The organism is Pseudomonas sp. FIP_A4 (genome assembly GCF_036701605.1).
GTDB lineage: Bacteria > Pseudomonadota > Gammaproteobacteria > Pseudomonadales > Pseudomonadaceae > Stutzerimonas > Stutzerimonas phenolilytica.
In genome coordinates this window covers 214719-226737 of the sequence record NZ_JAYDXP010000126.1, presented here as the reverse complement: position 1 = coordinate 226737, position 12019 = coordinate 214719, and the positions used below count along the sequence as shown (strand labels likewise).

Annotated in this window: 13 protein-coding genes; 10 read left to right on the top strand and 3 right to left on the bottom strand. The window is 65.6% G+C overall.

Features of this window, described 5'->3' with window-relative positions; all coding sequences use genetic code 11:
* Positions 1 to 20: 20 nt before the first annotated feature.
* Positions 21 to 1055, bottom strand: coding sequence for a type IV pilus twitching motility protein PilT (locus U8L64_RS14255; protein ID WP_043299506.1), 1035 nt, complete (start codon positions 1053 to 1055; stop codon positions 21 to 23).
* A 66-nt stretch (positions 1056 to 1121) separates the two neighbouring features.
* Between U8L64_RS14255 and U8L64_RS14250 the strand changes: the two genes are divergently transcribed.
* The 10 genes from U8L64_RS14250 (at position 1122) to U8L64_RS14205 (ending at position 9730) form a co-directional block, all read left to right on the top strand.
* A complete protein-coding gene (locus U8L64_RS14250) occupies positions 1122 to 1811 on the top strand; it encodes a YggS family pyridoxal phosphate-dependent enzyme (protein WP_043299505.1) in 690 nt (229 codons plus the stop codon).
* A 10-nt stretch (positions 1812 to 1821) separates the two neighbouring features.
* The gene (proC, locus tag U8L64_RS14245; RefSeq protein ID WP_077682776.1) at positions 1822 to 2646 is read left to right on the top strand and encodes a pyrroline-5-carboxylate reductase; all 825 of its coding nucleotides are present in this window, start codon (positions 1822 to 1824) and stop codon (positions 2644 to 2646) included.
* A 9-nt stretch (positions 2647 to 2655) separates the two neighbouring features.
* A complete protein-coding gene (locus tag U8L64_RS14240) occupies positions 2656 to 3246 on the top strand; it encodes a YggT family protein (protein WP_008568510.1) in 591 nt (196 codons plus the stop codon).
* Positions 3247 to 3362: 116 nt separating this feature from the next.
* Positions 3363 to 5330: a dynamin-like GTPase family protein gene (locus U8L64_RS14235; RefSeq protein ID WP_333398111.1), complete on the top strand. Its 1968-nt coding sequence runs from the start codon at positions 3363 to 3365 to the stop codon at positions 5328 to 5330.
* Positions 5331 to 5410: 80 nt separating this feature from the next.
* Positions 5411 to 6550 (top strand): homoserine O-succinyltransferase MetX, encoded by a 1140-nt coding sequence (gene metX / locus U8L64_RS14230; protein ID WP_077682778.1) that lies wholly within the window; start codon positions 5411 to 5413, stop codon positions 6548 to 6550.
* Positions 6551 to 6559: 9 nt separating this feature from the next.
* Positions 6560 to 7159 (top strand): methionine biosynthesis protein MetW, encoded by a 600-nt coding sequence (metW, locus tag U8L64_RS14225; protein ID WP_043299502.1) that lies wholly within the window; start codon positions 6560 to 6562, stop codon positions 7157 to 7159.
* Positions 7160 to 7185: 26 nt separating this feature from the next.
* Positions 7186 to 7608: a DUF4426 domain-containing protein gene (locus tag U8L64_RS14220; protein ID WP_054094364.1), complete on the top strand. Its 423-nt coding sequence runs from the start codon at positions 7186 to 7188 to the stop codon at positions 7606 to 7608.
* On the top strand, positions 7605 to 8201 hold the full coding sequence (gene rdgB, locus U8L64_RS14215) for an RdgB/HAM1 family non-canonical purine NTP pyrophosphatase (protein ID WP_333398110.1): 597 nt from the start codon (positions 7605 to 7607) through the stop codon (positions 8199 to 8201). Before U8L64_RS14220 ends, rdgB begins: the two co-directional genes overlap by 4 nt.
* A gap of 65 nt (positions 8202 to 8266) precedes the next feature.
* Complete coding sequence (gene hemW, locus U8L64_RS14210) at positions 8267 to 9397, top strand: radical SAM family heme chaperone HemW (RefSeq protein ID WP_333398195.1); 1131 nt, start codon at positions 8267 to 8269, stop codon at positions 9395 to 9397.
* A 9-nt stretch (positions 9398 to 9406) separates the two neighbouring features.
* A complete protein-coding gene (locus U8L64_RS14205) occupies positions 9407 to 9730 on the top strand; it encodes a DUF3392 domain-containing protein (RefSeq protein ID WP_043299499.1) in 324 nt (107 codons plus the stop codon).
* 60 nt (positions 9731 to 9790) lie between these two features.
* On the opposite strand, the gene U8L64_RS14200 is transcribed toward U8L64_RS14205, so the two are convergent.
* A complete protein-coding gene (locus tag U8L64_RS14200) occupies positions 9791 to 11128 on the bottom strand; it encodes a DUF1329 domain-containing protein (RefSeq protein ID WP_333398109.1) in 1338 nt (445 codons plus the stop codon).
* Between the two features lie 158 nt (positions 11129 to 11286).
* A complete protein-coding gene (trmB, locus tag U8L64_RS14195; RefSeq protein ID WP_043299497.1) occupies positions 11287 to 12000 on the bottom strand; it encodes a tRNA (guanosine(46)-N7)-methyltransferase TrmB in 714 nt (237 codons plus the stop codon).
* Between the last annotated feature and the right edge of the window lie 19 nt (positions 12001 to 12019).

Here is a 12019-nt window from a genome sequence, read left to right as displayed (position 1 = left end):
CATGCGCGGCGCAGTGATTGTCAGAAGTTTTCCGGCTGCTTGGCCTTTTCCTTGGCGCTGTCGCGGCTGATCAGCCCCTTGGCGAGCAGGCCCTTGAGGCACGCATCGAGGGTCTGCATGCCCAGCGCGCCACCGGTCTGGATCGACGAGTACATCTGCGCGACCTTGTCCTCGCGGATCAGGTTACGGATCGCCGGGGTGCCGATCATGATTTCGTGCGCCGCCACTCGTCCGCCACCAACCTTTTTCAGCAGGGTCTGGGAGATCACCGCCTGCAGCGATTCGGAAAGCATCGAGCGCACCATCGATTTTTCCTCGGCCGGGAACACGTCGACCACGCGGTCGATGGTCTTGGCGGCCGAGGTGGTGTGCAGCGTGCCGAACACCAGGTGACCGGTTTCCGCGGCAGTCAGCGCCAGACGGATGGTTTCCAGGTCGCGCATCTCGCCGACGAGAATGATGTCCGGGTCTTCACGTAGCGCCGATCGCAGCGCTTCGGCGAAGCCCAGCGTGTCACGGTGCACTTCGCGCTGGTTGACCAGGCACTTCTTCGATTCGTGAACGAATTCGATCGGATCCTCGATAGTGAGGATGTGGTGGTACTTGGTGTTGTTCAGGTAATCGAGCATCGCCGCCAGCGTGGTCGACTTGCCCGAACCGGTCGGGCCGGTGACCAGCACCAGGCCGCGCGGTACGTCGGTGATCTTGCGAAAGACCTCGCCCATGCCCAGGTCTTCCATCGTCAGCACCTTGGAGGGAATGGTCCGGAACACCGCACCGGCGCCGCGGTTCTGGTTGAACGCGTTGACCCGAAAACGCGCAACGCCGGGCACCTCGAAGGAGAAGTCGGTCTCGAGGAATTCTTCATAATCCTTGCGCTGCTTGTCGTTCATGATGTCGTAGATCAGCGCGTGCACCTGCTTGTGGTCCATCGCCGGCAGATTGATCCGCCGCACGTCGCCGTCGACGCGGATCATCGGCGGCAGGCCGGAGGAAAGGTGCAGGTCGGACGCGCCCTGCTTGGCGCTGAAGGCCAGCAGTTCTGTGATATCCATGGGACTCCCCAATTACAGGCAAGCGGGTAGAATGCCGCGCAGACCCTCAGGCGGCGGGCGCAGGTAATGTCCACGATAGCGAACAATATTGCAAAGGTCGTAGCGCGCATCCGTGAGGCGGCGCAAGCTGCGGGGCGCGAGCCTTCCACGGTCGGTCTACTGGCCGTCAGCAAGACCCAGCCGGCCAGCGCCGTGCGCGAAGCGTTCGCCGCCGGCCTGGCCGATTTTGGCGAGAACTACCTGCAGGAAGCGCTGGAAAAGCAGGCGCTGCTCGCCGACGTTCCGCTGACCTGGCACTTCATCGGCCCCATCCAGTCGAACAAGACCAAGCCGATCGCCGAGCATTTCGCCTGGGTGCATTCGGTGGATCGACTGAAGATCGCCCAGCGCCTGTCCGACCAGCGTCCCGCGCATCTACCGCCGCTGAACGTGTGCCTGCAGGTCAATGTCAGCGACGAGCAGAGCAAATCCGGCTGCAGCGAAAGCGAGGCGCGGGAACTGGTCGCCGCGATCTCCGCGCTGCCGCGCCTGCGCCTGCGCGGACTGATGTGCATTCCCGCACCGAGCGACGATGCCGCCGTGCAGCGCGCCGCCTTCGCCCGCCTTCGCCATCTGCGCGACGAACTGGATCCCCGCATGGACACGCTGTCGATGGGCATGAGCCAGGATCTCGAAGCGGCCATCGCCGAAGGCGCCACCTGGGTGCGCATCGGTACTGCCCTGTTCGGCGCCCGTGACTACGGCCGCCCTCAATAAAGGAATTGCTATGACTTCTCCCCGCATCGCTTTCATCGGCGCCGGCAACATGGCGGCCAGCCTGATCGGCGGTCTGCGCGCCCAGGGTGTCGCCGCCGACGCTATCCGCGCCAGCGATCCTGGTGCCGAGCAGCGCGCGCGAATCAGCGCAGAGCACGGCATCCAGACCTTCGCCGACAACCGCGACGCGCTGACGAATGCCGATGTGGTGGTGCTGGCGGTCAAACCGCAGGTGATGCAGGCCGTCTGCCGCGACCTGTCAGCGCAGCTTGCACCGACCACGCTGATCGTTTCCATCGCTGCCGGCATCACCTGCGACAGCCTGCAGCGCTGGCTCGGCCCGCAGCCGCGGGCCATCGTGCGCTGCATGCCGAACACCCCGGCGCTGCTGCGCCAGGGCGTCAGCGGCCTGTTCGCCAACGCACAGGTCAGCGCTATGCAGAAGCACCAGGCCGAACAGCTGCTTTCGGCGGTCGGCGTGGCCCTGTGGCTGGACGAAGAACAGCTGATCGACGCGGTCACTGCCGTATCCGGCAGCGGCCCGGCTTACTTCTTCCTGCTCATCGAGGCGATGACCGCGGCCGGCGAACAACTCGGGCTGCCACGCGCAACCGCCGCGCAACTGACGCTGCAGACTGCCCTGGGCGCGGCGCGCATGGCCTGCGAAAGCGACGTCGACGCCGCCGAGCTGCGGCGCCGCGTCACCTCGCCGAACGGAACCACCGAAGCGGCGATCAAAGCCTTCCAGGCTGGCGGCTTCGAGCAACTGGTGCAGCAGGCGCTGAACGCCGCCGCGCACCGCTCGGCCGAGCTGGCCGAACAACTGGGCCAATAAGGAGCATTCATGTCCCAACTTTCGCAAGCCCTGATCCTGATCATCCAGACGCTCGGCAGCCTCTACCTGCTGATCGTCCTGCTGCGCTTCATCCTGCAGCTGGTGCGCGCTGACTTCTACAACCCGCTCAGCCAGTTCATCGTCAAGGCCACCCACCCGCTGCTGCGGCCGATGCGCCGGGTGATTCCGAGCATGGGCACGCTGGACCTGTCGTCGCTGCTGCTCGCGCTGATCGTGCAGATCGTGCTGATGGCGCTGATCCTGCTGGTCGCCTACGGCACCACCGGCAACCCGATTCTGCTGCTGATATGGGCACTGATCGGCATCACCGGGCTGTTTCTCAACATCTTCTTCTGGGCACTGATCATCAGCGTGATCCTCTCCTGGGTCGCGCCGGGCAGCCACAACCCGGGCGCGCAGCTGGTCAGCCAGCTGTGCGAGCCAGTGCTGGCTCCGTTCCGTCGCCTGCTGCCGAATCTCGGCGGGCTCGACATCTCGCCGATCTTCGCCTTCCTGGCGATCAAGCTGCTGGACATGCTGGTGGTCAACAACCTGGCGACCATGACGCACATGCCCAACATTCTGCGCATGCTGATCTGAGCCTGACGACCGTCCGGGGGCTTCACAGGCCCACCGGGCGGCCAACCGGCGGTCGCGGATTGACCGTCTGTCAGCGAATCGGATAAATCGCCGTACCACTTCCCCAGGGACCCGGGATGAGCATGGAACGACTCGATCGACAGGTGGACGCCTACGTCACCTGGAAACGCGACCTGATCCGCGAGATCACCCGCTATCGCAGCTGGCTGCTGCACAACCGCCTCGGCAGCGAGGCGGTCGATGCCCGTCTCGAGCGTGCGCTGCGCATCCTGCGCACCGATCAGATCACCCTGGCGTTCGTCGGCGAGTATTCACGCGGCAAGACCGAGCTGATCAACAGCTTGCTGTTTTCCAGCTACGGCCAACGCATCCTGCCGTCACGCGCGGGGCGCACCACCATGTGCCCGACCGAGCTGTTCTTCGACCCGCGGGCCGAGCGCTGCTACATCCGCCTGCTGCCCATCGAATCACGCCTGGAAGACACCAGCATCGCGCAGTTCAAGCGCACGCCGCGGCACTGGCTGAACATCCCGCTGTACCCGCACGATCCGCAAAGCATGGTCGAGGCCTTCACCCAGGTCGCCCGGACCAAGGCCGTGTCGGTCGAGCAGGCGATCGAACTGGGCTTCCAGGCCGAGACGCTGGAGCGCGCCGAAGGCACCGAGCAGGTGCTGGTGCCGGCCTGGCGCCATGCGCTGGTCAGCTTCGATCATCCGCTGCTGCGCCAGGGCCTGCGCATTCTCGACACCCCGGGCCTGAACGCGCTGGGCAGCGAACCGGAGCTGACGCTGTCGATGCTGCCCAACGCCCAAGCCGTCCTGTTCATGCTGTCCGCCGATGCCGGCGTCACTGCCAGCGACATGGACATCTGGCGACGGCACGTCTGCCAGCTCGACAGCGATACCCGCGGCAACCTGTTCGCCGTGCTGAACAAGATCGACGTGCTGTGGGACGACCCTGCCGGCGACGAGTTCGTCAGCGAAGCGATTGACCAGATGCGCGCCAGCACCGCCCAGCAACTGGGCATCGACAGTGACCAGGTGCTGCCGTTGTCGGCCAAGCAGGCCCTGCTGGGTAAGGTGCGCGGCGATCAGGCGCTGCTCGAGCGCAGCCAGCTCGAAGCGCTGGAGCAGCTGCTTGCCGCGCGCATCCTGGCGCAGAAGGAGCGCCTGCTCGAAGAGCAGGTAGTGCGCCAGGTGCTCGCCCTGTTGCACAACAGCCAGCAGGTGCTGCAGCTACGCCGCGAGAAGGTCAACGAGCAGCGCGCGCTGCTGGAGAACCACCAGGAAGGCAACGGGCAGATGTTGCTGGAGCTGACCGCGCGCACCCGTCACGACCACAACCGCCATCACAAACGCCTGCTCGAACTGCGTACCAATCAGCACCTGCTGCAGCGTCAGGGCGAGCTGCTCGGCGCGGCCATTCGCGCCGAGCGCCTGGAGGAGCACCTGGCCCGTCTGCGTCGCGGCCTCACCGGCAGCCTGACGACGCTGGGTATCAACCTGGCCATCCTGCATTTCTTCCGCTGCGTCGAGCAGGACCTGCACGCGCTGGAACTCGAAGCCGCACGCGCCAACAAGGTGGTCGTTGCCATCTACCAGCGGCACAACGAGGAAAACCCGCTGCAGGGCCTCGATGCGCCGCTGTTCGAGCTCCAGCCGTTCCAGCACGAACTGCGCAGCCTGCAGAGCAAGGCCGACCAGTTCCGCCTGCAGCTCAAGACCCTGCTCACCGAACAGAGCGCGCTCACCCGGCGCTTCTTCGCCACGCTGGTGCAGGAGGTGATCGGCCTGCACCAGCGCCTGCGGCAGGAGGCCAAGAGCTGGGCTGGCGACGCGCTGACGCCCTTGCTGCAGCATGCGCTGGAGAACAAGCAACAGCTGGAAATCCACATGCTGCGCCTCAAGACACTGGCGCAGACCAGCCAGCAGGACAGCCAGCGCGGCCAGCTGCTGACCCGCTACAGCGGCGAGCTGGACCAGCAGCTGGCGCAGGCGGCAGAAATGCTGCGCGTGCTGCGCCTGCCCGCGCCGCGGCGGCGCCAGGCCAAGGTGGTCAACCTGGCGGATGCGGCTCGGTGCTGATCGGCCGCAGCGATTGCAGATGAATTGCGGCGCGCTTCCCTTTAGACTTTGCCGCCTTCTTTTCGCAAGAGCCAGGGTCGATGCCCACTGCCATTCCAGCCGATTCCGTTGGCCTGGTGAGTCCGAAGGTCGCGCATTTCGCCGAACCGCTGGCACTCGCCTGTGGCCGCACGCTGGCTGACTACCAGCTGATCTACGAAACCTACGGCCAACTGAACGCCGCGCGCAGCAATGCCGTGCTGATCTGCCATGCGCTGTCCGGCCATCACCATGCCGCCGGCTACCACAGCCCGGACGATCGCAAGCCGGGCTGGTGGGATAGCTGCATCGGGCCAGGCAAGGCGATCGACACGGAGCGCTTCTTCGTCGTCAGCCTGAACAACCTCGGCGGCTGCAACGGCTCGACCGGCCCGAGCAGCCTCAATCCAGCGACCGGCAAGGTCTATGGCGCCGACTTCCCGGTGGTCACCGTGGAGGACTGGGTGCACAGCCAGGCACGTCTGGCCGACCAGCTCGGCATCGCACAATGGGCCGCCGTGGTGGGTGGCAGCCTGGGCGGCATGCAGGCGCTGCAATGGACCATCAGCTACCCCGAGCGCGTGCGCCACTGCCTGGCGATCGCCTCGGCGCCCAAGCTGTCGGCACAGAACATCGCCTTCAACGAAGTCGCGCGCCAGGCGATTCTCTCCGACCCGGAATTTCACGGCGGGCACTTCCAGGATCTGGGCGTGATTCCCAAGCGCGGCCTGATGCTGGCGCGCATGGTCGGCCACATCACCTACCTGTCCAACGATGCGATGGGCACCAAGTTCGGTCGCGGCCTGCGCAGCGAGAAGCTCAACTACGACTTCAACAGCGTGGAATTCCAGGTCGAGAGCTACCTGCGTTACCAGGGCGAGGAATTCTCCAGCCGCTTCGACGCCAACACCTACCTGTTGATGACCAAGGCGCTGGACTACTTCGACCCGGCCGCCGCGCACGATGACGACCTGGCCAAGACCTTCGCCGATGCCAAGGCCGATTTCTGCGTGATGTCCTTCACCACCGACTGGCGCTTCTCGCCGGAGCGCTCGCGGGAAATCGTCGACGCGCTGCTCGCCGCACGCAAGAACGTCTGCTACCTGGAGATCGACGCGCCGCAGGGCCACGATGCTTTCCTGATCCCCAATCCCCGCTACCTGCAGGCCTTTCGCGGTTACATGAACCGCATCGCCGTATAAGGAACCTCCATGCGCGCCGACCTGGACATCATCCAAGACTGGATTCCGACCGGCAGCCGGGTGCTCGACCTGGGCTGCGGCAACGGCGAGCTGCTGGCCTGGCTGCGCGACCACAAGCAGGTCAGCGGCTATGGCCTGGAGATCGACCCCGACAACATCGCCGCCTGCATCGAAAAGGGCGTCAACGTCATCGAGCAGGACCTGGACAAGGGCCTCGGCAACTTCGCCAGCGACAGCTTCGACATGGTGGTGATGACCCAGGCGCTGCAGGCCGTGCACTATCCCGACCTGCTGATGAAGGAAATGCTGCGCGTCGGTCGCCAGTGCATCATCACCTTCCCCAACTTCGGCCACTGGCGCTGTCGCTGGTACCTGGCGAGCAAGGGCCGCATGCCGGTTTCCGAGTTCCTCCCCTACACTTGGTACAACACGCCGAACATTCACTTCTGCACCTTCGAGGACTTCGAGCGGCTCTGCCATGAACGTGGCGCGCGGGTGCTGGAGCGACTGGCGGTGGATCGCGATCACCGACACGGCTGGGGCAGTCGCCTGTGGCCCAACCTGCTAGGCGAGATCGGCATCTACCGCGTTACCGGACCGGCCCGATGACCGGCTGCACTGCTGGAGGAGAGACCATGAAACGTGCCCTGATCTGCCTGCTGGTCGCGCTGTTCGCGCTGCCGGCGTTCGCCGAGCGCAAGCACAGCGTCGGCGAGTACGACATTCACTACATCGCCTTCAATTCCGGCTTCCTGCAGCCGGACGTCGCCGCCGCGGCCGGTCTGGTGCGCAGCAAGACGCAGGGCGTGGTCAACGTCTCCGTGCTCAAGCAGGGCAAGGCGGTGCCGGCGCAGGTCAGCGGCACGGTGAAGAACCTGCTCGGGCAGGACCGGCCGCTGACCTTCAAGCAGCTCAAGGAAGGCGATGCGGCGCTGTACTACCTGGCGCAGTTCCCCATCGACTCCCAGGAAACCCTGCGCTTCAGCCTGACGGTCAAGCCGCAGGATGGCGAGCCGGTGACCTTCGACTTCAACCAGGAAATCTTCCCCGACGAATGATGCCTTTCAAAGAACTGGTGCTTGCCAGCCACAACGCCGGCAAGCTCAAGGAACTCCAGGCCATGCTCGGCGATAGCGTGCGCGTCCGCTCGGTCGCCGAGTTCAGCACCATCGAGCCGGAAGAGAACGGCCTGTCGTTCATCGAGAACGCCATTCTCAAGGCGCGTAACGCCGCGCGGCTATCCGGACTGCCGGCACTGGCCGACGACTCCGGTCTGGCGGTCGATGCGCTTGGCGGCGCGCCGGGCATCTATTCGGCGCGCTATGCCGACGGCCAGGGCGACGCGGCGAACAACGCCAAGCTGCTGCACGTTCTGCAGGACGTGCCGGACGCCGAGCGCGACGCCCAGTTCGTCTGCGCACTGGCGCTGGTGCGGCACGCCGATGACCCGCTGCCGATCATCTGCGAAGGCCTGTGGCACGGGCGCATCCTGCACGCCCCGCGCGGTGAGCACGGTTTCGGCTACGACCCACTGTTCTGGGTGCCCGAATGCGACTGCTCCAGCGCCGAGCTGCCGGCAGCCGAGAAGAACCAGCTCAGCCACCGCGCGCGGGCCATGTCACTGCTCAAGCAGCGCCTGGGCATCGCGTGATCATTGCCTCGGACACGGCAGCCAGCGCGGTATCCGGGCAACACCAAACGGCGCCGCTCGACCCGCTGCCGCCACTGGCGGCGTATGTGCACATCCCCTGGTGCGTGCGCAAATGCCCGTACTGCGACTTCAACTCCCACGCCGCCGGCGCCGAGTTGCCAGAAGCCGCCTATGCCGACGCGCTGCTGGCCGACCTGGACGAGGATCTCGAACAGGTACAGCAGCGCCGGCTGACCTCGATCTTCTTCGGCGGCGGCACGCCGAGCCTGTTCAGCGCGTCGGCGCTGGGGCACATCCTCGACGGGCTGGAGCGGCAGGTGGGCTTCGCCGATGACATCGAGATCACCCTGGAAGCCAACCCGGGCACCTTCGAGCAGGCCAAGTTCCGCGACTATCGCCAGCTCGGCATCAATCGGCTGTCGATCGGCGTGCAGAGCTTCCAGGCCGACAAGCTCAAGGCACTGGGGCGCATCCACGATGGCGACGAGGCCATCCGCGCCGCCGACATGGCGCGTGCCTCCGGCTTCGACAACTTCAATCTGGACCTGATGCACGGCCTGCCGCAGCAGAGCCTGGAGGAGGCGCTGGCAGACCTGCGCACCGCCATCGCCCAGCAGCCGACGCACCTGTCCTGGTACCAGCTGACCGTCGAGCCGAACACCGAGTTCTGGAGCCGGCCGCCGCAGCTGCCGGACGACGACATCCTCTGGGACATTCAGGAAGCCGGACAGGCGCTGCTCGCCGAACACGGCTATCGCCAGTACGAAACATCCGCCTATGCGCAGCCCGGGCGGCAGGCGCGACACAACCTGAATTACTGGACCTTCGGCGACTTCCTCGGCATCGGCGCCGGCGCCCACGCCAAGCTCACCCAGGCCGACGGGCGCATCCTGCGCAGCTGGAAGACCCGCACACCAAAGGACTACCTCGACCCGGGAAAACCCTTTCGTGCCGGCGAAAAGCAGCTGCAGACGGACGAGCTGCCCTTCGAATTCCTGATGAATGTGCTGCGCCTCACCGACGGCGTGCCGACACTGCTGTTCACTCAGCGCACCGGCCTGCCGCTCGACCTGCTCGCCGCCGGGCGTCGCGAGGCCGAGGCGCGCGGCCTGCTGGTCGCCGATCCGCAGCGGCTGGTGGCGACGCCCAAGGGCCAGCTGTTTCTCAACGACCTGCTCCAACTCTTCCTGCCCTAAGGAACCCGCATGGATTTGCTACTCGACCTGATCGCCAGCCTGTCGCGCTGGAGCCGCAGTCACCTGTCGGATATCTCGCTGGCGATCATGGCCACACTGTTCGTGCTGTTCGGCCCGGCGCTCAATGCCTGGGTACAGAAGAACATCGGCGGACTCAACTTCGTGCTGCGCACCCTACTGTTCGTGATCTTCTGCGCCATCGTCTACGGCTTGGGGATCATCTACCTGAGCCCCTGGCTGGCGAAGGGGCTGGCGCAGTTCAACAACTACACGCTGGCACCGGTGCTGCTGGTGGTGCTGTTCATCGTCGGAGTGATCGCCGATCGCAACTGAGCACGCATCGCCACACATGAAAACGCCGCCCGAGGGCGGCGTTCTTGTGTGGCGTTCGACTCAGTTCGCGCCGCGGCGTAGCGCCTGTGGCGAGAAGTCGTGGGGGCTCAGGCGCACGCCGAAGTCGTACATCGGTTCGCCGTTGTCCAGCCCATCGACGAAGTAGTTGCCGTCCTTGAGGTGATACAGCGTCTCCAGGGTGCTGTTGAACATCGGCACCTCGTAGTAACTGATCGGATGGCTTTCCTGCAGGCCGATCAGCTGGCCGCCGTCATCGAACAGATCCACGGCGAGAATCTGCCAGCTGTCCTCGTCGAGGTAGAAGCGCCGCTTGGCGTAAGGATGGGTGAAGCCGGTACGCAGGGTCGCCTCGACCACCCACACGCGATGCAGCTCGTAACGCAGCAGCTCGGGGTTGAGCGTGCGCGGCAGCACGATGTCGTCGTAAGGAATGCCCTGCTGGTGCACCGCATAGCTGTTGTAGGGCATCAGCATTTCGCGCTTGCCCAGCAGCTGCCAGTCGTAGCGATCCGGCGCGCCGTTGAACGAGTCGACCACGTCGGCGGTGGCCAGGCCGCTGGTGTCCGGTTGCACCGAATCGTAGGCCAGCGACGGCAGGCGCCGCACTCGGCGGTCACCCGGGCTGTAGCGCCAGGCCTTGCGCGTAGTCAGCACCTGATCCATCGGGTCCTGTACCACCAGCGAGGTGCCGGCCAGCTTGGCCGGTGCGGTCACCCGGTATTTGTAGTACAGCAGGGTGTTGTTCAGATCACCCTGCTCCATATCCTCGCGGTTGTAGACGTAATACACGTGACGATCGCGCTTGATGTAGTTGGCACGGCCGCCGATCACCACCGCCTGGTGGTTGATCATGTGGGTCTGATCGCCCTTGTAGTGCAGCACGTGGTTCCAGATCGCCTCCATGCCGTTCTGCGGCAGCGGGAAGGGAATGCCGGCCGCCGCGCCCTGGATGCCATTACCGTTGGCAATCAGCTCGGCGGATTGGGCATTGGCCCGGGTAGCCTCGTAGATACGCTGCGGCGCTGCAGCGCTGCGACGGGTCGGGAAGACGCGCAGATGGAACTCGGGATAGCGCTCGAGCAGCGCCGCCAGACCCTCGGGCAGCCGCTCGGCATGCTCGGCGAGGTTGTTCTTGTCGACGCGATAGAGCGGCGCATCATCGGCGAACGGATCTGGATGGTGCATGCCCGGCTGGTAGCTCGCTGGCGGGGCGATGCCGCCGGTCCACGCCGGGATCGTGCCGTCCGCATTGCCGGCCCGCTCGGCGCCGAGCGGAGTGAGGTCCTGTCCCAGGCGGGCCGCCTGGCTCGCATCCACCGCGGCGAGCGCCGGCCAACTGGCCCAAGCCGTCAGCAGCACTGCAATCTTCACGTTCATCGTCTACTTCCCCCTTGTGGCGGACGACGACGGCCGTGCATGTGCAGGCTCGCGGCCATCCGCTGGCATTGTTGTTCGGTTCGGGCAGGCGAGCCGTCCTGGCGTTGTGCATCCTGCGGCCGCTTGGCTGCGGCTCTTGTGCGGCGGTGCGTGCCGACTCAGTCGACGCGCTGGAACTTCAGGTCCCAGACGCCGTGACCGAGGCGCTCGCCGCGGCGCTCGAACTTGGTCACCGGACGCTCCGCGGGCCGCGGCACGTAAGCGCCGTCGGTTGCGAGATTGCGGTAGCCCGGCGCTGCGCTCAGCACCTCGAGCATGTGCTCGGCATACGGCTGCCAGTCGGTCGCCATGTGCAGCACGCCACCGACCTTGAGCTTCTGCCGGATCAGCTCGGCAAAAGCCGGTTGCACGATACGGCGTTTATGGTGACGGCTTTTGTGCCAAGGATCGGGGAAAAACAGCAGAACCCGATCGAGGCTGGCGTCGGCGACGCATTCACGCAGGACCTCGAGCGCGTCGCAACTGTAGACGCGAACATTCTGCAGGTTTTGTGACAGAAGTCCGCTGAGCAGCGCCCCCACCCCCGGCTTGTGCACTTCAACGCCGATGAAGTCCTGCTCGGGCGCGGCGGCGGCCATTTCCAGCGTCGAATGGCCCATGCCGAAGCCGATCTCGAAGGTACGCGGCGCCTGGCGGCCGAACACTTGGTCGAAGTCGCGCAGGCCGTCGCTCAGCTCCAGGCCGAACTTCGGCCAGCCCAGTTCGATGCCGCGCTGCTGGCCGAGGGTGGTGCGGCCGGCGCGCATCACGAAGCTCTTGATGGTGCGCCGATGTTCGAGCGGCTGCTCGGGCGTGGAGGTCGGTTCAGTCATGGGATACCTGCGAAAACAA